The sequence below is a fragment of the Cellulosimicrobium sp. G4 BAM 1002 genome, from assembly GCF_057126935.1.
In genome coordinates this window covers 3,773,900-3,795,970 of the sequence record NZ_CP182109.1, presented here as the reverse complement: position 1 = coordinate 3,795,970, position 22,071 = coordinate 3,773,900, and the positions used below count along the sequence as shown (strand labels likewise).

At 73.2% G+C, this 22,071-nt stretch carries 13 protein-coding genes and 1 tRNA gene; 8 read left to right on the top strand and 6 right to left on the bottom strand.

What is annotated here, in order from left to right; genetic code table 11:
• The first annotated feature begins 4 nt into the window (after positions 1-4).
• The 3 genes from ACMXGY_RS16845 to rlmB all read left to right on the top strand — a co-directional run bounded on the left by ACMXGY_RS16845 (position 5) and on the right by rlmB (position 3,899).
• Positions 5-1,285 (top strand): alanine racemase, encoded by a 1,281-nt coding sequence (locus tag ACMXGY_RS16845; RefSeq protein WP_483774132.1) that lies wholly within the window; start codon positions 5-7, stop codon positions 1,283-1,285.
• A 22-nt stretch (positions 1,286-1,307) separates the two neighbouring features.
• Positions 1,308-2,738: a cysteine--tRNA ligase gene (gene cysS, locus ACMXGY_RS16840; protein ID WP_483774131.1), complete on the top strand. Its 1,431-nt coding sequence runs from the start codon at positions 1,308-1,310 to the stop codon at positions 2,736-2,738.
• Positions 2,739-2,864: 126 nt separating this feature from the next.
• The gene (gene rlmB, locus ACMXGY_RS16835) at positions 2,865-3,899 is read left to right on the top strand and encodes a 23S rRNA (guanosine(2251)-2'-O)-methyltransferase RlmB (RefSeq protein WP_483774130.1); all 1,035 of its coding nucleotides are present in this window, start codon (positions 2,865-2,867) and stop codon (positions 3,897-3,899) included.
• Positions 3,900-3,965: 66 nt separating this feature from the next.
• Here the strand turns inward: rlmB and ACMXGY_RS16830 are convergent, their stop codons facing one another.
• From ACMXGY_RS16830 to ACMXGY_RS16810, 5 genes are all read right to left on the bottom strand, one after another.
• Positions 3,966-5,225 carry a DUF4032 domain-containing protein gene (locus ACMXGY_RS16830; RefSeq protein ID WP_483774129.1) on the bottom strand — a complete coding sequence of 420 codons (1,260 nt, stop codon included), beginning with the start codon at positions 5,223-5,225 and terminating at the stop codon, positions 3,966-3,968.
• Positions 5,226-5,353: 128 nt separating this feature from the next.
• Complete coding sequence (locus ACMXGY_RS16825) at positions 5,354-7,060, bottom strand: discoidin domain-containing protein (RefSeq protein ID WP_483774128.1); 1,707 nt, start codon at positions 7,058-7,060, stop codon at positions 5,354-5,356.
• A 178-nt stretch (positions 7,061-7,238) separates the two neighbouring features.
• On the bottom strand, positions 7,239-8,363 hold the full coding sequence (locus tag ACMXGY_RS16820) for an ABC transporter ATP-binding protein (RefSeq protein WP_483774127.1): 1,125 nt from the start codon (positions 8,361-8,363) through the stop codon (positions 7,239-7,241).
• A gap of 233 nt (positions 8,364-8,596) precedes the next feature.
• Positions 8,597-9,499 carry a trehalose-phosphatase gene (otsB, locus tag ACMXGY_RS16815; protein ID WP_483774126.1) on the bottom strand — a complete coding sequence of 301 codons (903 nt, stop codon included), beginning with the start codon at positions 9,497-9,499 and terminating at the stop codon, positions 8,597-8,599.
• Positions 9,496-10,944 (bottom strand): alpha,alpha-trehalose-phosphate synthase (UDP-forming), encoded by a 1,449-nt coding sequence (locus tag ACMXGY_RS16810; protein WP_483774125.1) that lies wholly within the window; start codon positions 10,942-10,944, stop codon positions 9,496-9,498. Before ACMXGY_RS16810 ends, otsB begins: the two co-directional genes overlap by 4 nt.
• Positions 10,945-11,084: 140 nt before the next feature.
• Here ACMXGY_RS16810 and ACMXGY_RS16805 point away from each other — a divergent pair, with 140 nt between their 5' ends.
• From ACMXGY_RS16805 to ACMXGY_RS16785, 5 genes are all read left to right on the top strand, one after another.
• A complete protein-coding gene (locus ACMXGY_RS16805; protein WP_483774124.1) occupies positions 11,085-12,800 on the top strand; it encodes a protein kinase domain-containing protein in 1,716 nt (571 codons plus the stop codon).
• A 72-nt stretch (positions 12,801-12,872) separates the two neighbouring features.
• A complete protein-coding gene (locus ACMXGY_RS16800) occupies positions 12,873-13,448 on the top strand; it encodes a hypothetical protein (protein WP_483774123.1) in 576 nt (191 codons plus the stop codon).
• A 71-nt stretch (positions 13,449-13,519) separates the two neighbouring features.
• Positions 13,520-14,386, top strand: a complete 867-nt coding sequence (locus tag ACMXGY_RS16795) for a DsbA family protein (protein ID WP_483774122.1) — start codon at positions 13,520-13,522, stop codon at positions 14,384-14,386.
• A 76-nt stretch (positions 14,387-14,462) separates the two neighbouring features.
• Positions 14,463-14,538: transfer RNA gene (locus tag ACMXGY_RS16790), tRNA-Thr, on the top strand.
• A 137-nt stretch (positions 14,539-14,675) separates the two neighbouring features.
• Positions 14,676-20,888, top strand: a complete 6,213-nt coding sequence (locus ACMXGY_RS16785) for a GH92 family glycosyl hydrolase (RefSeq protein WP_483774121.1) — start codon at positions 14,676-14,678, stop codon at positions 20,886-20,888.
• Positions 20,889-20,945: 57 nt separating this feature from the next.
• Here the strand turns inward: ACMXGY_RS16785 and ACMXGY_RS16780 are convergent, their stop codons facing one another.
• Positions 20,946-21,776: an SGNH/GDSL hydrolase family protein gene (locus ACMXGY_RS16780; protein WP_483776883.1), complete on the bottom strand. Its 831-nt coding sequence runs from the start codon at positions 21,774-21,776 to the stop codon at positions 20,946-20,948.
• Positions 21,777-22,071 lie beyond the last annotated feature (295 nt).

Sequence of the window (22,071 nt, the reverse complement as noted above, 5' to 3'; positions counted from 1 at the left end):
CCCCATGACGAGCCATGCGACGTCGCACACGGAGACGGACACGGACGCCGCCGTGCCGGGCACCGACGAGCGCGCCGCGACGCCGTCGCTGCTCGCCCGCCTCACCCGCGCCACGGCCGACCTCGACGGCCCGCTCGCCGTCGTCGACCTGGACCGCTTCGACGCGAACGCCGACGAGCTCCTCGCCCGCGCCGGGGGAGTGCCCGTGCGGGTCGCGTCGAAGTCCGTGCGGGTGCGCGCGCTCGTCGCGCGGTCGACGGCCCGCGGCTTCCGGGGCGTCATGGCCTACTCGGTGCGCGAGGCCCTGTGGCTCGTCGAGTCGGGGCTGCGCGACGTGCTCGTCGGCTACCCGTCGGTGGACCGCGCGGCGCTCGCCGACCTGGCGCGGCACGAGGCCGGCCGTCGTGAGATCACCCTCATGGTCGACGACGCGGCGCACCTCGCCCTCGTCCGCCAGGCCCTCGAGACGACGGGGACGGGGGACGAGCCGCCGGTCCGGGTGTGCCTCGACGTGGACGCGTCGCTGCGCGTCGGCGTCGGCCCGTTCGTCGCCCATCTCGGCACCCGCCGCTCGCCCCTGCGCGCGCCCGGCGACGCCGCGTCCCTCGCCGCGCGCACCGCCTCGGAGCGGGGGATGCAGGTGCGCGGGGTCATGTTCTACGAGGCGCAGGTCGCGGGCCTGCCCGACACGAGCCCGGCCGTGCGCGCCGTGAAGCGGATGTCGGTCGCGGACCTCGCCACGCGCCGGGGCGAGGTCGTCGAGGCGGTGGGACGCGCCGTCGGGCACGACCTCGAGCTCGTGAACTCCGGCGGCACGGGGTCGCTCGAGACGTCCTCCGCCGACCCGGTGGTCACCGAGGTCACGGCGGGCTCGGGGCTGTACGTCCCCGGCCTGTTCGACGGCTACCGGGCGTTCCGGCCGCGCCCGGCCGCGTTCTTCGGGCTCGACGTCGTGCGGGTGCCCGCCGCCGGGTGGGCGACGGCGTTCGGCGGCGGGTACGTCGCGTCCGGCCCCGCGTCGCGCACCCGCCTGCCCCGGGTCGCGACGCCCGGGTGGTCGCTGTCTGGCCGCGAGGGCGCCGGGGAGGTCCAGACGCCGCTGCACCGCGATCGGGCCCGGGACGGGGCGCGCGCCCCCGAGCTGAACGTCGGGGACCGCGTGTGGTTCCGGCACGGGAAGGCCGGCGAGGCGATGGAGCGCTTCGACCGCGTGCACCTCGTGCGCGGCGACGAGGTGGTCGACGTCGTGCCGACGTATCGCGGCGAGGGGAAGAACTTCGGCTGACGTCCCCGGTACCCTTGCGGGCGTGACCCTTCGCCTGTTCGACACCGCCACGCGGGACGTGCGCGACTTCGTGCCCCTGGAACCGGGCGAGGTCGGCATCTACCTGTGTGGCGCGACCGTCCAGGCGGCCCCGCACGTCGGCCACATGCGCTCCGCCGTCGCGTTCGACGTGCTCGTGCGCTGGCTGCGTCGGGCCGGGTCGCGCGTGACGCTCATCCGCAACGTCACGGACATCGACGACAAGATCCTCGCGAAGTCCGCCGACGCGGGCGAGCCGTGGTGGGCGTGGGCCGCGACGTACGAGCGCGCGTTCACCGCGGCGTACGACGCCCTCGGCGTCCTGCCGCCCACGTACGAGCCGCGCGCGACCGGGCACGTGCCCGACATGGTCGACCTCATGGAGCGCCTCGTCGAGCGCGGCCACGCCTACTCGACCGGGCCGGGCGACGTGTGGTTCGACGTGCGCTCCTGGTCCGAGTACGGCTCGCTCACCAACCAGCGCCTCGAGGACCTCAACCCCGTCCCCGACGACGTCCCCACGGACGCGCAGGAGGCTGCCGCCAAGCACGACCCGCGCGACTTCGCGCTCTGGAAGGCTCCCAAGCCGGGCGAGCCGGAGACCGCGTCGTGGCCGACGCCGTTCGGCCGTGGGCGGCCGGGCTGGCACCTCGAGTGCTCCGCGATGGCGCGCCGCTACCTCGGCGACACCTTCGACATCCACGGCGGCGGGCTCGACCTGCGCTTCCCCCACCACGAGAACGAGCAGGCGCAGTCTCGCGCGGCCGGCTACGGGTTCGCCCAGCACTGGCTGCACTCCGCGTGGGTCACGCAGGGCGGCACGAAGATGAGCAAGTCGCTCGGCAACGGCCTGCTCGTGCGCGAGGTCCTCACCACGACGAGCCCGGCCGTGCTGCGCTATGCGCTCGCGTCCGTGCAGTACCGCTCGATGCTCGAGTGGACGCCCGCGACCGTCACCGAGGCCGAGGCCACGTGGGAGCGGCTCGCCGGGTTCGTCGAGCGAGCGACCGAGCGCGTGGGCGAGGTCCCGGACGTCGGTGACGCGGAGCTGCCCACGGCGTTCACCGCGGCGATGGACGACGACCTCAACGTCCCGGCGGCGCTCGCCGTCGTGCACGAGCACCTGCGCGCGGGGAACGCGGCGCTCGCCGACCGCACGACGGCCGCCGACGCCGTCGCGCGCCACCACCTCGTGGCCGTGCGCGCGATGCTCGACGTCCTCGGGCTCGACCCCGGCGACCCGCAGTGGGCCGACCGTGGCGACTCGCGCTACGCGGCGGTGCTCGACGCCGTCGTGGGCGCGGAGCTCACGGCCCGCGCCGAGGCGCGCGCGGCCCGCGACTTCGCGACCGCCGACGCGATCCGCGACCGGCTCGCCGCGGCGGGCGTGGCGGTCGAGGACTCCGCCGACGGCGCCCGCTGGACCCTCGCCTGACCCGTGGCCCACAGGATCGCGCGTCGTCCGCGCGGCGTCTGGGGGACACTGGACACGGTGGCGCGACGGCGCCGGGCGCTGAACCTGACCTGAACTGACCTGAACGACGACACGATCGGTACACCCATGGCTGGCAACTCACAACGACGCGGCGCGACCCGCAAGGCAGGGAGCAAGAAGGGTGCGACCGTCGGCTCCGGCGGGCAGCGCCGCAAGGCTCTCGAAGGACGCGGCCCGACGCCGAAGGCCGAGGACCGCGTCTACCACGCCGCGCACAAGCGCAAGGCCGCGGCGGAGAAGACCGGCGGCGCCGGCCGTGCCGCCGCGCCCGGCCGGGCCGCGGCGAGCGCTCGCACGCCCGCGGGGGCCGGCCGCACGGCCGGTTCGCGCGGCGGCGGGCCGAAGGGCCGCGGTGCGGCGCAGGAGATCGTCACGGGCCGCAACTCGGTGCTGGAGGCGCTGCGCGCCGACATCCCCGTCGAGGTCGTCTACCTCGCGGCCCGCCTCGACGCCGACGACCGCACGCGCGAGATCATCGACATCGTCGCCGGCCGCGGCTACGAGCTGCTCGAGGTCGGCAAGCCCGAGCTCGACCGCCTCACCGACGGCGCCGTGCACCAGGGCGTCGCGGTCAAGGTGCCGCCCTACGAGTACGCGGACGTCGACGACCTGCTCGACGCCGCCGCGGCCTCGGGCGTCCCGCCCCTGATCGTCGCGCTCGACGGCGTGACCGACCCCCGAAACCTCGGCGCCGTGCTGCGCTCCGCCGGGGCGTTCGGTGCGCACGGCGTCCTCGTGCCCGAGCGTCGCGCCGCCGGGGTGACCGCGTCGGCGTGGAAGGTCTCGGCCGGTGCCGCGGCCCGCGTGCCGGTCGCCCGCGCGACCAACCTCGTGCGCGCGCTGGGGGAGCTGAAGAAGGCGGGCTGCTTCGTCGTCGGGCTCGACGCCGGCGGCGACACCACGATCGGCGAGCTCCAGCTCGCGGGCGAGCCCCTCGTGCTCGTCGCCGGCTCCGAGGGCAAGGGCCTGTCCCGCCTCGTCCGCGAGACGTGCGACGTCGTGGCGTCCATCCCGATCGGGTCGGACACCGAGTCGCTCAACGCCGCCGTCGCGACGGGCATCTCGCTCTACGAGGTCGCGCGCCTGCGCAGCGAGGCCTGAGCCCGGGCGCCACGAGACCTGTCAGCGCTCCACGGCTCTCCGGACCCGTAGGGCGCTGACAGGCGCTCAGCCGTAGTACTCCGGGTCCTTCTCGCCGGGTGCGAGCCCGAGGATCGACTTCTCGTCGGGACGGTGCTGCAGCACGGTGTCGACGTACGACCGCGTCGCCTCCGCCATCGGCACGTCACGTCCGGCCCGTTCCGAGATGAACCACCGGTGGTCGAGGATCTCGTGGAAGAGCTGCGCGGGCTCCAGCTTGCGGCGCAGGTTGCGCGGCACGGCCTGGATGGTCGGCTCGAACACCCCGCTCAGCCAGTCGTGCGCGACGAACTCCTCGTCGTCGTTCTGCCGCTCCGCCGCCGCGCGGAAGGAGTCCAGGTCGTTGAGCAGGCGCCGCGCCTGGTTCTCCTGCACGTCCAGTCCCGTGAGGCGCAGCAGGCGGCGCGAGTGGTGCCCCGCGTCGACGACCTTCGGCTGGATCTGGACCGTCGTGCCGTCGATGTCGGTCGTGATCGCGAGCTCGTCCACGTCGAAGCCGAGGTTGTTCAGGTGCTCGATGCGCGCCGCGACCCGCCACCGCTCGTTCGCGTCGAACGACTCCGACGTCGTCAGCGCCTCCCACAGCTCCTCGTAGCGCGCGACGAGCGCGTCACCGATCGCGATCTCGTCGACGTCCTCGTCGAGCAGCTCGCCCGCGGTGAGGTCCATGAGCTCGCCGATGATGTTCGTGCGCGCGAGGTCGACGTCGTACGAACGCTGGCCGGGGGAGAGCTCACGGTGCAGGTCGCCCGTCTCGGCGTCGACGAGGAACGCCGCGAACGTCTCCGCGTCACGCCGGAACAGCGTGTTCGACAGCGAGACGTCGCCCCAGTAGAACCCCACGAGGTGCAGGCGCACGAGCAGCACGGCGAGGGCGTCGATGAGCCGCGTCGCTGTGTCGGGCCGCAGCGCCTGGCTGAACAGCGCGCGGTAGGGCAGCGAGAACTGCAGGTGCTCCGTGACGAGCACGGCCTCCAGGCGCTCGCCGTTCGCGTCCTGCCGACCGGTGATCACGCCCACCGGCACGACGCTCGGCACCTCGAGCCGGCGGAGCTGTCGCAGCAGCTCGTACTCGCGGTACGCGACCGTCTCACCGATCTCCTTGATCGCGATGACCCGCCCGGAGAGCCGGACGAACCGCACGATGTGCCGGGAGATGCCGCGGGGGAGCGCCGCGAGCGTCTCCGCCGGCCACTCCTCGAGCGGGATGTCCCAGGGCAGGTCGAGGAGAGCCGGGTCGGGAGCCGACGCGGTGATCTGCAGGTTGTGCACCGTCACGGGCTCCATTGTCCACGGTCGCCGGTCGGTCGGGCGCTCCGGCGTCGGCTCGGTGCTCGGCTCGCCACGCGGTGGAATACGGCGGGGCGGCTCCGACCCGGAGGTCGGAGCCGCCCCGCGCGAGGTTGGGGAGAGGATCAGGAGCAGGAGAGCTCTTCGTGCTCGACGTCGAACGTCGAGGTGACGTCCTCGCCCTCGATCGTCCCGGTGCCCGTGACGGTCACCGTGCCGCTCCCGACCGAGGCCGAGCGGACCGGGAACGACTGGTACGCGTTCGCGCCGGGGTCGACGTCGGCGAACTCGCGCGTGCCGTACGGCGTCGAGAGGGTCACGTCGACCGGGGTGGCCTCGCCGTTCGCCGCGCGGACGGCGAGGTACGCCTGGCCGGCCAGGCACCGCGCCCGCACCTCGACGTCGAGGTCGAGCTGCCCGCTCGGCGTGCCGAAGACCTCGAGCTCGTAGAGGGAGAAGCCCCACTGCGTCGCGCGTTCCGTGAGGTAGAGGCGCACGTGCTGTCCCGTGCCCGAGAGCTCCAGCTCGTCGAAGCCGCCGTCACCGTCGGTGACGGTGTGCACGGTCGTCCAGGTCTCCCCGTCCGGCGAGGTCTGCACCTCGTACCCCGACCCGTACGCCGTCTCCCAGTCGACCACGACGCGGTCCAGGTCGTAGCTCGCGCCGAGGTCCACCGCGATCCACTCCGGGTCGCTCCACGCGCTGCTCCAGCGGGTGCCGGCGTTGCCGTCCACCGCCAGGTCGGCGGAGTGAGCGGGCTCGTCGATGCTGGAGGCCGTCACCGGCCGGCCCAGCGCCAGCGACTCCTCGTCGTCCCCACCCCCGCCGTCGGACTCGAAGCAGCGGAGGTAGCGGTAGGACTCCGCCGAGGTCTCGAACGACGGCGCCCAGTCCCACTCGTAGGTGTAGTACTGCACGTACGGCTCGGCCGCGGCGATGATCGCCGGCAGGTCCAGGTCGCCCCTGCCGAGCGCGACCTGGCGCATGTCGCCCGGGGCGTCGACGTTCACGGCGTCCTTGATGTGCAGGAGCTCGATGCGGTCCCCGTGCTCCTCGATCCATGCGGGTACGTCGAGGCCGGCGTCGGCCGCCCAGCCGACGTCGAGCTGGAACGTGACGTAGCGCGGGTCGGTGTTCGCCTCGATGACCTCCCAGGCGCTGACGATCTCACCGGTCTCCGGGTGGGGGTACGTCGTCGTGAACTCGCTCTGGTGGTTGTGCAGCGCGATCTTGTTGGCGCCGTGCTCGTGGGCGTACTGGCCGAGCTGGTTCACGTACGCCGCGGTCGCGAGCGCTTCCTCGTAGGTGCCGTAGCCTCCGCCCATGCCGCCGGTCCCGATGTAGTCCTGGCCCAGCGCGACCGCGTAGGCGACGGTCTGGGGCCACGTGCTCAGGTTCGTGCTGCCGTGGCTCGACGAGACGTCGAGGCCGTGCTTGTCGAGGATCGCCTGGTACTCGTCGACCGGCATCGAGTAGGGCTGGTCGTACGGCTCGACGTTGGTGAACCCGGCGTTCGCCACCTCGCCGAGCACGCGGTCGAGCGTCTCGGGGGACGGCGTCCCGGACCCGATCTCTCCGACGTGCGTGTAGAGCTGGATGGAGATCTTGGAGTCGGGGAGCCCCTCGCCCTCAGCGCACGTCCCGGCCGCTGCGGTGGTAGGTGGGGGGCTGCTGGCGGTGAGCGGGGTCGCGACGGCCGGGGCCGCGGCGAGCGTGCCCGCGACGAGCGCGCCGCCCGTCAGTGCCGCGCCGAGGCGCCGCGCGCGAGACGAAGGTTTCGAGATCTGCATGGGGCTCCAATTGACAGCGTTGTCGATTTGGGTGACGGACATGCGACTTCTGTTGTCGCGTGTGCAAAAGCAGTCTCGTGGGCACCGATTGCGCTGTCAAGGACGAGGCGGAACGTTGCGCTGCCGGTGCGGGCAGAGGACGGCGGCTCCGTCGGAACGACGAAGGGCGGGCCCTCCCGACCGGGAGGACCCGCCCTTCGGCGGTGCTGCGTGACAGGTGTCAGCTGAGGCGCTGGCCCGAGGACGGCGCGAACACGTGCGAGTTGCCCGGGCGGATCGCGACGTAGATGCGCTCGCCCTTCGCGGGGACGCTGCGCGGGTCGACGCGGACGATGACCTGGTTGTCACCGGCGCCCGAGTGGACCTCGGCCTGCGCGGCCAGGTCGCCCTTGAGCGTGCCGTAGACGAACGCGTCGGAGCCGAGCTCCTCGACGATGTTCACCTCGACGGGGAACGCGCTCTCGTTGGCCTGCGACACGACGTCGAGGGCCTCGGGACGGAAGCCGATGGTCACCTTGCCGTTGTCGGCCTCGGTGAGCTTCGCGGCGACCTCGCGCTCGAGCGGGAGGCGGGCGGGGCCGACCTCGGCGACGCCGCCGTTGACCGCGAACGTGCCGATGTTCATGGCCGGCGAGCCGATGAAGCCGGCGACGAACACGTTGGCGGGCGTGTCGTACATCTCGCGCGGGGTGCCGACCTGCTGGAGCAGACCGTCCTTGAGGACCGCGATGCGGTCACCCATCGTGAGGGCCTCGGTCTGGTCGTGCGTGACGTAGACCGTCGTGACGCCGAGGCGGCGCTGGAGCGACGCGATCTGCGTACGGGTCTGGACGCGGAGCTTGGCGTCGAGGTTCGACAGCGGCTCGTCCATGAGGAACACCTGCGGCTGGCGCACGATGGCGCGGCCCATGGCGACGCGCTGACGCTGACCACCGGAGAGCGCCTTCGGCTTGCGGTCGAGGTACTCGGTGAGGTCGAGGATCTTCGCGGCCTCCTCGACGCGCTGGCGGATCTCCGCCTTCGGCGTGCCGGCGATCTTCAGCGCGAAGCCCATGTTGTCCGCGACGGACATGTGCGGGTACAGCGCGTAGTTCTGGAACACCATCGCGATGTCGCGGTCCTTCGGCTGGACGTCCGTGACGTCGCGGTCGCCGATGTAGATGCTGCCGCCGTTGACGTCCTCGAGGCCCGCGAGCATGCGGAGCGAGGTCGACTTGCCGCAGCCCGACGGGCCGACGAGGACGAGGAACTCGCCGTCCTCGATGTGCAGGTTGAGCTGGTCCACCGCGGGGCGCTCGGTCCCGGGGTAGAGCCGCGTTGCGTGGTCGTAGGTGACCGTAGCCATGACTGGTACATCCCTCCACCGGCAGGTACGTGCCGGACGATCCGTTGTGCAGTGACGTGCCACGTCGACGTAGCTGTTCGCGATGGCGGACGAGCGTGTCTTCGACGACACAGAAGAAGTCGGGACCCCCGGGTGGTGCAGGGGACCCGACGTCATCGTGGACCCGATCCTACTCCCCGGTCGTGAGTGCTAGGTCACACCCGGGGTAACGATCGGGTACCGGCCGTGCCCGGTCAGCCCCGAGGACGCCCCAGCAGGTCCGTGAGCAGGTCGAGCAGCGCCGCGAGGGTGTCGGCGTCGGCCACGCGCTGCCCGGCGAGCGTCTCGCCGTCGCCGACCTTCACCCCGAGGTCGCCCGGCCCCAGGACGGCGAACGCCGTCTCGTCGGTCGTGTCGTCGCCCGCGTAGAGCACCCGCGCGGGGCCCGGCCGGCCGGCGTCCTGCCCGACGACGTCCCGCAGCCGGTCGACCGCCTCGCCCTTCGACGTCTCGACCACGGCGACCTCGACGACGTCCTTGCCGTGCATGGCGTGCAGGCCGAGCCGTGCGGCGACGGCGTCGGCGACGGCCTCGGCCGCGCGCGTGTCGTCCGGCGAGGCGAGGCGCGTGTGCAGGACGGCGGCGCTCGGCTTGTCCTGGACCCACGCACCCTCGCGGCCGGCGACGGCCTCGGCGAGGCCCGCGCGCAGCGCGGCGAGCGCCTCTTCCTGGGCCGGTGAGAGCTCGAGCGGCACGGCGTCGACACCGTTCGCGGTGACACGGCCCGTCTCGGCTCCGTGGCTGCCCACGAGGAACGACCCGACCGGTGGCTCGCTGCACGCCGCGAGGTCCGCGAGGTTGCGGCCCGAGACCAGGGCGAGCCGCGTCGTCGTGCCCTCGAGCGCCGCGCCGAGGCGGTCGACGGCGGCGCGAGCGGCCGGCGTCATGCGTGCCGCGAGCGGATCGTCGACGAGGGGCGCGAGCGTCCCGTCGAAGTCGAGCGCGACGAGCCGCGCGTCGGAGTCGGACCCTTCCGCGGCGCCCGACCCGGCGGCCTCTGCGGCGACCGGCGATCCCGAGGGGGCGGGCCCGGCGAACGCCCGCACGGCGTCGGCGACCGCCTCGGGGAGGCGTGCCGCGTCGTCGGGCCGGTTCATGCGCCGCGCTCCGCCGCGACCTGTTCGTCGCGGTGCGCGTGGTGGCGCGGGACGCGCGACGGCATGGCCGTGAGGACGCCGAGGAACGACTCGGACCACTTGGCGACGTCGTCGCTCAGCACGCGGCGGCGCAGGCGGCGCATGCGCTTGCGCTGCTCGCGATGGTCCATGTGCGCGGCGGCGGCGATGATGTCCTTCATCCCGTCGATGTCGTGCGGGTTGACGAGCAGCGCGCCCGACGACAGCTCGTCCGCCGCGCCGGTGAACTCCGAGAGCACGAGAACGCCGCGGTCGTCCGACCGCGCCGCGACGTACTCCTTGGCGACGAGGTTCATGCCGTCGCGCAGCGCCGTCACGAGCATGACGTCGGCCGCGAGGTAGAGCGCAGCCATCTCCTCGGGCGGGTACGAGTGGTGCAGGTAGTGGATCGCGGCGTGCCCGATCTCGGCGTACTCGCCGTTGATGCGCCCCACCGCACCCTCGACGTGCTCGCGCAGCTCCTGGTAGGCGTCGACGTTCTCGCGGCTCGGGCTCGCGACCTGGACGAGGGTCGCGTGCTCGACGTCGAGGCGCCCGTCCTGCAGGAGCTCGCCGTACGCCTTGATGCGGTGCCGGATGCCCTTGGTGTAGTCGAGGCGGTCGACGCCGAGCATCATGATGTCCGGGTCGCCCAGGTCGGCGCGGATCTCGCGAGAGCGCTGCTGCACCTCGGGGGTGCGGGCCAGCTCGTCGAAGCGGCGCGAGTCGATCGAGATGGGGAACGCCGCGGCGCGCACGTGCCGGTCGCGCCCGGACTCGTCCGGGACCGTGATCATCGGCCCGCGCGTCGTGTACGCCCGCAGGCGGCGGACGGCGCGGATGAAGTTCGCGGCGTCGCCCGCGCGCTGGAACCCGACGAGGTCGGCGCCGAGGAGCCCGTCGATGACCTGGCGTCGCCACGGGAGCTGCTGGAACAACTCGAGCGGGGGGAAGGGGATGTGGTTGAAGAACCCGATCCGCACGTCGGGCCGCTGCGCGCGGATCATCTGGGGGACGAGCTGGAGCTGGTAGTCGTGCACCCACACGACGGCGCCCGGCGCGGCCTGCTCGACCGCGGCGTCGGCGAAGCGCTGGTTGACGCGCCGGTACGCCTCCCACCACGTGCGGTGATAGGTGGGCGGCGAGATGACGTCGTGGTAGAGGGGCCAGAGCGTGTCGTTGGAGAAGCCCTCGTAGTAGCGCTCGATCTCGTCGGCGGAGAGGGTGACGGGCACGAGGCGCATCTCGTCGGCGTCGAAGGGCTCGCTCGCGAGGTCAGGGGCGCCGGACCAGCCGACCCACGCGCCGTCGGACGCCTGCATGACGGGCTCGAGCGCCGTGACGAGGCCGCCCGGCGATCGGTTCCACTCGACGTCGCCACCGGGTCCGACCGTGAAGTCCACGGGCAGCCGGTTGGCCACCACCACGAGATCGAATCCCTCTTTGCCTGCCAATGGACTTCTCCTTGAGCTTCGATAGGTCGCGCCTGGGCGTCCCAGGATAGTCGGTGGGCCCCACCGGGCCCCTCCGAGCGGCTCTGCGCGCCCGCTGGCGCTACCTTGTCACCATGGAGGAGCGCACGCAGCGCGTCGACGCGCAGCACCCCGCCGTGGGGCGCGGACCGGCGCCGGGGAGCGAGGTCGGGGGCTACCTCATCGGCGCTCGTCTCGGCTCCGGCGCGATGGGCACGGTCCACAGCGCGCACGACGGCGGCGGGAGCCTCGTGGCGATCAAGCTCCTGCACGCGCACGTCGACCTCGACGCCGCCGCGCAGGGCCGCGAGCGCCTGCGGCGCGAGGCGCTCGCCCTGCAGCGGCTGCGTCACCCCGCCGTCGCGCAGATCCTCGACGTCGAGCTCGACGGGCCCGACGCGTTCATCGTGACGGAGCTCGTCGACGGGCCCACGCTCGAGGACGAGGTCGCCGACGGCGGCCCGCTCGACCCGTGGGACCTGTACGAGCTCGCCGACCAGCTCGCCGCGGCGCTCGAGTCGGTGCACGCCGCGGGCGTCGTGCACCGGGACCTCAAGCCGAGCAACGTCATGGTGTCGTCGCGCGGCCCCGTGCTCATCGACTTCGGCATCGCGCAGGGGCTCGAGGACGCGCGCGTCACGTCGACCGGCCTCGTCATGGGCACGCCCGGGTACCTCGCACCCGAGCTGCTCGAGGGCGCCGCGCCCAGCGTCGACACCGACTGGTGGGGCTGGGCCGCGCTCCTCGCGTACGCCGCGACGGGCCGCGCGCCGTTCGGGGTGCGGCCGACCGACGTCGTGCTGGCGCGCGCCCGCAGCGGGCGCCCCGACCTCGCCGGGCTCGGACCGGTCACCGCCGGCGCGCTCGCCGGCGCGCTGCACGCCGACCCCGCGCGCCGGCTCGGCCCGACGGAGGTCGTCGCCGCGCTGCGCGAGGCAGCCGACACCGGAGACGTGCCGGTCGCCTCCGCGACGCAGGTCGTCGGTCCGCCGACGGGGCCGACGCAGGTCGTCGCCCCGGCCCTCGCCGCGGCGGCCGTCGTCGGCCCTCCGCCCGGGCCGCCGGTCGTGCCGCCGCCGCTGCCGACGTCGCAGTCCCAGGTCAACGACGGCCGGACGATGGCCGTCCCGACCGGCGACCCCGACCTCCTGGACGAGCTCGGCGCCCCGCCCGTCGGCGAGGACGGCGAGCCGCTCTACGTCCGGCCCGCACCCGCCGCACGCCACACCGCGCTGGTGCTCCTCGGTGTCCCGCTCGTGCTGCTCGGCGCCCTCTACCCGGGGATCGCGTTCGTGGTGCTCGCCGTGCTCGTCGTCCTCGCGCGCATCGTCGGGGTGACGACCGAGTCGCTGCACACGCGCCGCGAGCGGCGGGGGGTCTCGCCCCGGGACACGGCGCGCGCCATCGCAGCGTCGCCCTGGTACCTCGTGCGCGCTCTCGTCGGGGCGATCCCGTCGCTGCTCGTCGCCGCGTGCGCGGCCGTGCTCGTCGTCGTGGCGGGGTGGTGGCTCCTCGAGGCCGACCGCTGGGTCGTCGCGGCCGGGCCCGACGGCGGCAACTCGCCCGTCGTCACGACCGTCGTGCTGTGCCTCGCCGCGTTCGCCGCCGTCCTCCTCGCGTGGGCCGGCCCCCTCACCTACCTCACGCGGTACGGCACGCGGACGGCGCTCGCGCGGGTAGCGCCCGGCCGGACCGGGACGCTCGTGCTCGCCGGGGTCGGCGTGGTGCTCGCGGTCGTGTGCGTCGTGGTGCTCGCGGGCGACCCCGGGATCACCTGGTGGCCGTTCCCCGGCCCGCCGTCGCTCCGCTGACCTGTTCTGCCGCTCGGCCGGCCGGCGCCCGCTCCCAGCGTGCTGCCAGGGCGCGTGCGTAGGATGGGCGCCGTGCTCCGGACGACGGTGCCGCGCGCCTGGCCGCGCGGCGTGACGCGCACGTCCGTCGTGCCCGCCGCCGGGCGTCTGCTCGGGCCCGCGCTCCTGGTCCTCACGCTCGTCGCCACCCTGGTGACGCACCTCGCCGACCGTGGGTACGCCGTCGTCCACCAGTGCGTGACCGTGCCCGGTGCGTGGGGCGTGGCGGGGATGCACCTCGCCCTGGTCCACGAGACGCCGGACTGCCCGTCCGGCACCGCGCTCGGCGGGGACCCCGCCGCGATGGTCACCGTGGTCGGCGCGCTCGCGCTGCCCGTGGTCGTGGCGCACGGCGTCGCCGCCCTGGTCGCCTGGGGCGTCACGTCCTGGGCGCTGCGCGCGCACGACCGGTCCCGCGCCGTCGTGGCCGGGGCGACGCGTGCGCTGCGCGCGGTCGTGCGAGGCGTGGCACGTCCCGCGGGCGCGCTCGTCGCGGTCGCGCGGCGGGTCGCCCGTCCGGTGCCCGACGCCGTGCCCGCCGCTCTGCACCACCTCGCCGACGCGGTGGTGCGGACCCGGCGCGGACCGCCGGCGCTCGTTCTCGCCTGACGTCGCCGACCGGCGGCGCGCCGGCGCGCACCCGACCACCTCAGCATCTCGGATCTGTCCGGAGGACGACCATGCCCAGCAACGAACCCCAGACCAAGGCCCAGCGCCGCGACGCCGCCCGCGCGGAGGCCCTCGCGCTGCGCGAGGCGCAGGCCAAGCGCGACAAGCGGAACCGCCTCATCACCATCGGCGCGCTCGTCGCGGGTGTCCTCGTCCTCGTCGGCGTCTTCCTCGCCGTGTGGATCCCGGCGATGAACGACCGCAGCAAGACGGTCGACGCCGTCGCGGCCGGCGACCTCAGCGAGGTCACGAGCCCGGCCACGAGCAACGACGACGGCGGCATCCCGATGGGCGCCGAGGGCGAGGCGGGTACCGACAACGGACCGGATGCGGTCGAGATCGGCGTCTACCTCGACTACATGTGCCCCATCTGCGGCGACTTCGAGGCCACCAACGGCGAGACGCTCGACGGGCTGCGCGAGTCCGGCGACGTCACCGTCGTGCTCCACCCCATCGCGATCCTCGACCGGATGGCGAACGCGCAGCAGTTCTCCACGCGCTCTGCCGCCGCCGCTGCTTGGGTCGCGGACCGCGCACCCGAGGCGATGAACGACTTCAACGCCATCATGTTCGAGAACCAGCCCGAGGAGAACGTCAGCACGCTGACCGACGCCCAGATCGCCGACCTCGCGGAGCAGGCCGGCGTCCCGGCCGACGTCGCGGCCGGGATCGAGGACGGGACTGCCGTGGAGACCTTCGGCGACTGGGCGGCGACGGCCACGAGCCTCGTCACGCAGAACCCCGACCTCGCCAACCCGCAGAGCGGCCAGTTCGGCACGCCGACCATCACGATCGACGGCGAGCGCTGGGACGGGAACTGGAGCGACCCCAACGCGCTCCCCGAGGCGGTCACGGCGGCGCAGTCGGCCGAGGGCTGACCCGCAGCGTCTCGCGCAGTGCCGCGGCTGCCGGGCGAGCAGGTAGTCTGTTCGCTCGCCCGGCAGCCCCGGGCACGCCGCCTTAGCTCAGCTGGTAGAGCACTCGCCTTGTAAGCGAAAGGTCGTCGGTTCGAACCCGACAGGCGGCTCCACGAACGACAGCGCCCCGGCGGGCGTCCAGAACCGACCAGCTCAGGGTTGACCCCTCCCCGCTCGTCTGGCACTGTCGAGCCTGTCAGCGCTGTCATAGCTGCGAGCACCGTCGCTCGCCCTCCCCAGAAGGACATCGATGTCACTTCACAGAACGCGCGCAGCCCTATCCCGGGAGTCGACCGGCCGAGGCGTCGCCGCGACCGTGGCACTGAGCCTCCTGCTCAGCGGGACGATTCTCGCGACAGGCTCGGTCGCCGCGAACGCGGAGCCCACGACCACCACGCCGGGGGAGCTCTCGACCTCGTTCGAGGCCGGCGACCCGCCGCTCGGCTGGACCAGCACTCCTGAGGAGACGGCCGGCGCCCCCCGGGTGGACGGTGTCGTCGGCACCTCCGTCCTCGAGCGCAGTCCGAGCACGCCCAGCGGGGACGACGTGCTCGGCGGCCCGACCGACGAGCTCGGGTGGGAGGGCCCGTTCCAGAACGGGGTGGGCTCGGTGCCCGGGACGCTCGAGGCGACCACGACCTCCGGCGGCGACCCCGCCCAGCGCTGGGCGATGGAGGCGAAGGGCGAGACGTGGGTGCAGGTCCCCATGCCGGCCCTCGAGCGCGGCGTCACGATGCGCGCGGAGGCGACCCTGACGGGGACGGGCAAGGTCTTCCTCAACGTCTACGGCGGAGGCTCGGACGTCGGCGGCACGGAGGTGACGCTCTCCGACGAGCCGCGTACCGTCGTCGTGGACTTCACCCGCCCGTCGTCCGGGGGCGGCACGCCGCAGTTCCAGGTCCGCACGCACGACGCCGCGGCCGTGGACGTCGTGATCTCGGGAACCTCGGTCCGGCGTCTCGTCCCCGGGACCGTGGACTTCCCGGGCGACGTGACGGATCGCGTCGCCCACGTCACGGCGAGCGCCGAGAACGCGCCCGACGAGACCGGCGACAAGCTCGCCGACGGCGACGTCGCGACGAAGTGGCTGGCCGGAGCGCGCACCGCGCAGATCACGTACGAGCTCGACGCGGCGACCACCGTGCAGGCGTACGCGCTGTCGTCCGCCAACGACGCCCCTGAGCGCGACCCGCGCGCGTGGTCGCTCGAGGGGTCGCAGGACGGCGAGAGCTGGACCACGCTCGACGCTCGCACGAACCAGACCTTCTCGGAGCGCTTCCAGACGCGCGGCTACACGGTCGCGTCACCCGGGGAGTACCGGTTCTACCGGCTCGCCATCACGTCCAACAGCGGGAGCGACGGCACCCAGCTCGCCGAGCTGCAGCTCGCGACCGAGCCGCTCGCGGCGACCGACATGACGGCCGAGGTCGGCTCCGGTCCGAGCAGCGCGTACACCGCGCCGTCGGAGGTCGGCTGGACGGGCGTCGCCGCGCTGCACTACGGCGGGAGCCAGACGACGGACGGTCGCGGGTACGCGTACGCGAAGGTGCTCGACGTCGACGTACCCGTCGGCGAGGACACCGAGCTGTCGTACGTGATCTTCCCCGAGGCCGCCGAGAACGACCTCGCATACGCGAGCACGTACGCCGCGGTCGACCTCGCGTTCACCGACGGCACGTACCTCAGCGACCTCGGCGCCGTCGACCAGCACGGCGCGGGCCTGAGCCCACAGGGTCAGGGCGCGGCGAAGACGCTGTACACCAACCAGTGGAACGCGGTGGTGTCGCGGATCGGCGAGGTCGCAACGGGACGGACGATCGACCGCGTGCTGGTCGGCTACGACAACCCCGACGGGCCGGGCGACTTCAGCGGCTGGGTCGACGACGTCGCCGTGACCGCCGAGCCCGCGCGGCAGGACGCCGAGCGCCCGTCGGACTACGTCGTCACGACCCGCGGGACCAACGCGAACGGCGACTTCTCGCGCGGGAACACGTTCCCCGCCACCGCGGTCCCGCACGGGTTCAACTTCTGGACCCCGGTGACGAACGCGGGCACCAACCGCTGGATCTACGAGTACCAGAACGGGAACGACGAGCAGAACCGGACGGCGATCCAGGCCTTCTCCCTCAGCCATGAGCCCAGCCCGTGGATGGGCGACCGGCAGACCTTCCAGGTCATGCCCTCCGCGGCGACCGGGACGCCGGACGCGAACCGGTCCGCACGTGCGCTGACCTTCAGCCACGACGCCGAGGTCGCGCGTGCCCATTACTACGGGGTCACGTTCGACAACGACATGCGGACCGAGATCGCGCCGACCGACCACGCGGCGATGTTCCGGTTCACGTTCACCGGCGACGAGTCTCACCTCATCTTCGACAACGTGAACAGCGCCGGTGGGCTGACCCTCGACGCCGAGCACGGCGTGGTCTCGGGCTACACCGACGTGAGCACACCCGGCAGCTCGGCGGGCATGACGCGCATGTTCGTCTACGGCAGGGTCGACCAGCCGGTGACCGGCAGCGGCCGTCTCACGGGCGGTGGCGGCGGCGACGTGACCGGCTACCTGTCGTTCGACACGTCCGACGCGAAGGTCGTCACGCTGCGCCTGGCGACGTCGCTCATGAGCGTGGACCAGGCCGAGCACAACCTCGACCTCGAGATCTCCGCGGACGACACCTTCGACACGGTGAAGGACCGGGCCCAGCAGCTCTGGGACGACACCCTCGGCGTGGTCGAGGTGGAGGGCGCGAGCCACGACGCGCTCGTCTCGCTCTACTCGAACCTCTACCGCCTGAGCCTCTACCCGAACTCGGGCCACGAGAACACCGGCACGGCCGACGACCCGGTCTACCAGCACGTCGTGCAGTCCTCAGCGTCCGGGAGCCCGGCGCCCGAGGGCACGACGGCGACCGAGACGGGCGCGCGCGTCGAGGACGGGAAGGTCTACGTCAACAACGGCTTCTGGGACACCTACCGCACCGCCTGGCCCGCATACTCGCTGCTGTACCCGGGCAAGGCCGGGGAGCTGGTCAACGGCTTCGTGCAGCAGTACGAGGACGGCGGCTGGGTCTCGCGGTGGTCGGCCCCGGGATACGCGGACAGCATGACGGGCACGAGCTCCGACGTCGCGTTCGCCGACGCCTACCTCAAGGACGTCCCGGGGATCGACGTGCAGGCCGCCTACGACGCCGCACTGAAGAACGCCTCGACCGTACCGCCGGACGCGAGCGTGGGCCGCAAGGGCATGGACCGGTCGACGTTCCTCGGCTACACGCCGACGTCGACGCACGAGAGCGCGTCCTGGTCGCTCGAGGACTACCTCAACGACTACGGCATCGCGACGATGTCGAAGGAGCTCCTCGACACGACCGACGCCGCGGACCCACGTCACCAGGAGTACGCGGACAACTACGAGTACTACCTGAACCGGGCGCTCAACTACTCGACGCTCTTCGACCCGACGACGGGCTTCCTCCGCGGCCGGACCGAGGACGGTTCCTGGGACCGGTCGGCAGCGGACTTCGACCCCGAGGTCTGGGGGAACGAGTTCACCGAGACCGACGGCTGGAACTTCGCGTTCCACGCCGTCCAGGACGGACGGGGTCTGGCCAACCTCCTCGGCGGCACGGACGCGCTCGGTGCGAGGCTCGACGAGTTCTTCGCCACGCCGGAGACCGCGTCCAAGCCCGGGTCGTACGGCGGCGTCATCCACGAGATGCGCGAGGCCAAGGCGGTGCGCCAAGGCCAGTGGGGCCTCAGCAACCAGGTCTCGCACCACATCCCGTACATGTACGCGTTCGCGGGCGAGCCGTCGAAGACGGCCGAGATCGTGCGGACCGCGCTGGCCCGCTCGTTCACGGGCAACGAACTCGGCCAGGGCTACCCCGGTGACGAGGACAACGGCGAGATGTCGGCCTGGTGGCTGTTCAGCGCGCTCGGTTTCTACCCGCTGCAGGTCGGCAGCCCGACGTACGCGATCGGCTCGCCCCTGTTCACGCAGGCGACGATCCACCTCGAGAACGGCGAGGACCTCGTGATCGAGGCGCCGGACAACAGCGCGGAGAACGTCTACGTGCAGGGCGTGACGGTCGACGGCGTCGCGCAGTCCGCGACGTACCTGACGCACGAGCAGCTCGCCGACGGCGGGACGATCGTGTTCGACATGGGTCCGACGCCGTCCGCGTGGGGCACCGGAGCGGACGACGCCCCGCCGTCGATCACGCAGGGCGACGACCTGCCCGACCCGCTCGTGGACGTCACGGGAGGCATGACGGTCACGACCGACGAGGAGGGCACCGACGGCGACGCGCTCGTGGACGACCGGGCATCGACCGAGGTCGCGTTCGCCTCGGCCACGCCGGGCGTGACGTACGAGGCGACGGGGACGACGGCACGGGCTGCGATGTACACGCTCACGTCGGCTGCGGGCGACGGGACGGACCCGAGCGCCTGGACCCTCGAGGGGTCGACGGACGGGCAGACCTGGACGACGCTCGACGAGCGCTCGGACCAGTCGTTCGCGTCACGCCTCGAGACCCGGGCCTTCGCGGTCGCCGACCCGGGCGTGTACCGCGAGTACCGGCTGCACGTCACGGCCTCGACGGGCGCGACGACGGCGCTCGCCGAGGTCGAGCTCCTCGCGCACACCCCGAAGGTGAGCGAGCTGGCCGACGCGATCACGGCGGCGCGCGACGCCGACCGTATCCCGGCGAGCACCGCCGAGCGGCTGGGGGCCATCGTGGCCGAGGCGCAGGAGGCCGAGGACGCGAAGGACGCGGCCGGGGTGCTCGCGCAGCTCCGCCTGCTGCGCGCCGCCGTCGACACGACCGCGACCGACCTCCTCGACGACCGGACGCGAGACGAGCTCACCCTGCTCGTCTCGCAGTGGCTCACGCCGAGCACCGGCCTGGACGAGATCCGCGCCCAGGTCGGTGCCCTGCAGCGCGGCGGCGACGTCGACCCCGCGACGGCGGAGGCGCTCGTCGGCCTCGTCGACGCGGCGGCGGCGCAGCTCGACGGCGCCCACGCGGCCGGCGTCGCACAGGCGCTGACCGCGCTACGGGACGCGATCACGGGTGCGTCGCCCGAGGCGGTGAGCGAGCACGCCCGCACGGTCCTGCTGCCGCTGGTCGACGGGCTGATCGAGAACCCGCCCGCGACCCAGCGCGCGGCGAGCGCCGTCCGGACGCTCATGGGCGACTACGACCCGGAGAAGGCCTGGTGGCCGTCGAGCTGGTGGAACTCCGCCGTCGCGACGAACACCGTGATCGACTACATGGAGCGCACGGGCGACCGGAGCTACCTGCCGCAGGTCGACCGCACGTTCGAGCGCAACAAGGCCCCGTTCCCCGCGGGCGAGATGTCGAGCGACGAGATTCTCGGCAACTTCACGAGCCGCGCGATCGACGACGCCGCGTGGTGGGGCCTCACCTGGGCCTCCGCGTACGACCTGACGGGAGACCGGAAGTACCTCGACATGTCGGTCACGATCGCCGACTACGTGCACGGCTACTGGGACCCGGGCACGTGCGGCGGGGGCGTGTGGTGGGATGCCGAGAAGACGTACAAGAACGCCGTGACCAACGGCCTGTACGTGCGTCTCGCGGCCGAGCTGCACAACCGCATCGACGGTGACACCGTGTGGCTCGAGCGCGCTCGGACCGGGTGGGACTGGCTCCAGGCCAGCGGGATGGTCAACGGCGAGGGGCTCGTCAACGACGGGCTCACGGCCGACTGCCGCAACAACGGCGGCACCGTCTGGAGCTACAACCAGGGTCTCGTGATCGGGGCGGGCCTGGAGCTGCACCGGGCCACGGGCGACGCGGAGGTCCTGGCGACCTCCGAGCGCCTCGCGGACGCGGCGCTGGCCTCGGAAGAGCTCGTCTCGGACGGGGTGCTCACCGAGAGCTGCGACGCCCTCGACCGGACCTGCGACGACAACGGCAAGCAGTTCAAGGGCATCTTCATGAGGTACCTCATGGATCTCACGGACACGACGGGAGCCGAGCACTACCAGGAGTTCGTGGACCGGCAGGCCGCGACGATCTGGGCCCAGGACCGGTCGTCGGGCGACCGGCTCGGCGTGCGTTGGGCCGGGGGCGAGTCCGCGGAGCACCCGAACGTGTTCGACTGGAGGACCCAGGCGAGCGCGCTGAGCGCCCTGGTCGCCGCGACGCCGCAGGCGCCGCAGGTCCGGGCGGAGGTGCAGGTCCGCTGCCTCGCGGGCACCGCGTACGTCGCGGTCCGCGCGCACAACGAGGGTGCCGGACCGCTCGACATCGGGGTCACGACGCCGTTCGGCGAGAAGACCTTCACCGCGGTCGCCAGCGGGGCGAACGGCTACCAGTCGTTCTCGTCGCGCGCGAACGGCGTCGAGGCAGGCAGCGTCACCGTCACGGCGGTCCCCGCCGGCGGCGGCCCGCGCACGACGCAGGAGGTGGCGTACCCCGCGCGGACCTGCTGACGACGACGCCCGCGACGGTCGGGCCGACGCTCTCTAGAGTCGTCGGCCCGACCGTGGTCAGCCCTCCGCGAGCGGCACGGGGAGGAGCTCGGGCGCCTTCGGCAGTCGGCCGTCGCCCGACGACGTCCCCGTGAGCCGTCGCTGCGCCCACGGCACGACGTGCGCGCGCAGCCACATCGCGTTCTGCCGGGCGCGGTCGATCGCCGGGGACGGCGGGAGGGGACTCAGCGGGTCGTCCCACGCGGCGTCGTCAGGTGCCTGGCCCAGCGCGACCAGCGCCGCCTGCGCCACACGCCGGTGGCCGTCGGGCGTGAGGTGGATGCGGTCCTCCGACCACATGCGCCAGTCCTGGAGCGCACGCATGCCCCACAGGTCGAGCACGAACGCGCCCTGGCGCCGCGCGATGGACCACAGGTGCGCGTTGTACACCCCGACCCGCGATCGCGTGAGGCCCACGAGTGGCGAGTGCGAGGCGTCGAAGCCGGTCGCCAGGAGGACGTCGATCCCCGCCGCGCGCAGGCGTGACACCGCGTGCTCGAGGTTCCGCGCGAGGCGGTCGACGTCGGCATTGGGCCGCAGGATGTCGTTCCCGCCGCCGACGAGGCTCACGAGGTCGGGCCTCAGCTCGAGCGCCCGCGGCACCTGCTCCGTGAGGATCGAGCGCAGCTTGCGCCCACGGATGGCCAGGTTGCCGTACCGCAGCGGGTCCGCGCCCGCCTCGATCCGCCGGACGGCGAGATGCTGGGCGAGCAGGTCGGCCCACCCGCGCTGGTGGTCGTCGTCGCCGGGGTACGGGTCCCACAGTCCCTCGGTGAACGAGTCGCCGATCGCGAGGTAGCTCGTCCATCGTGGTGGGTTCGCGGCGCCCTGCGTGGAGTCGCCGGCCAGGGGAGTGGTCGTCGGGTTCTGCGTCGTCACCCGCCCATTGTGCTCCTGCGTCGGTAGGTGGTCGGGTCCGCGTGCGGGGCGGCGTCGGTGCTCGGGCTGGCCGTGCCGTCACGCTGGTCTGTCGGGCGTGGGCTTCAGGAGCGCGGCCTTGACGCCCTTCGCATCCGACGCCGCCCCACCCGCTACGCCATCACCTCACCGAGGCGGACGCCGGGCCCCCGGTCCCGCCGAGGTAGAACCTCGGTCGCGCGAGGTAGAACCGTGGTTCGCCGACGGCGGGCGCCCCCACCCACCC

Coding starts and splice junctions, on each gene's coding strand:
- ACMXGY_RS16795 (WP_483774122.1), top strand. CDS start 13,520: ATGCCCAGCAACGAACCCCAGACCAAGGCCCAGCGCCGCGACGCCGCC.
- ACMXGY_RS16830 (WP_483774129.1), bottom strand. CDS start 5,225: ATGGAGCCCGTGACGGTGCACAACCTGCAGATCACCGCGTCGGCTCCC.
- ACMXGY_RS16805 (WP_483774124.1), top strand. CDS start 11,085: ATGGAGGAGCGCACGCAGCGCGTCGACGCGCAGCACCCCGCCGTGGGG.
- ACMXGY_RS16845 (WP_483774132.1), top strand. CDS start 5: ATGACGAGCCATGCGACGTCGCACACGGAGACGGACACGGACGCCGCC.
- rlmB (WP_483774130.1), top strand. CDS start 2,865: ATGGCTGGCAACTCACAACGACGCGGCGCGACCCGCAAGGCAGGGAGC.
- otsB (WP_483774126.1), bottom strand. CDS start 9,499: ATGAACCGGCCCGACGACGCGGCACGCCTCCCCGAGGCGGTCGCCGAC.
- ACMXGY_RS16785 (WP_483774121.1), top strand. CDS start 14,676: ATGTCACTTCACAGAACGCGCGCAGCCCTATCCCGGGAGTCGACCGGC.
- ACMXGY_RS16825 (WP_483774128.1), bottom strand. CDS start 7,060: ATGTCCGTCACCCAAATCGACAACGCTGTCAATTGGAGCCCCATGCAG.
- ACMXGY_RS16820 (WP_483774127.1), bottom strand. CDS start 8,363: ATGGCTACGGTCACCTACGACCACGCAACGCGGCTCTACCCCGGGACC.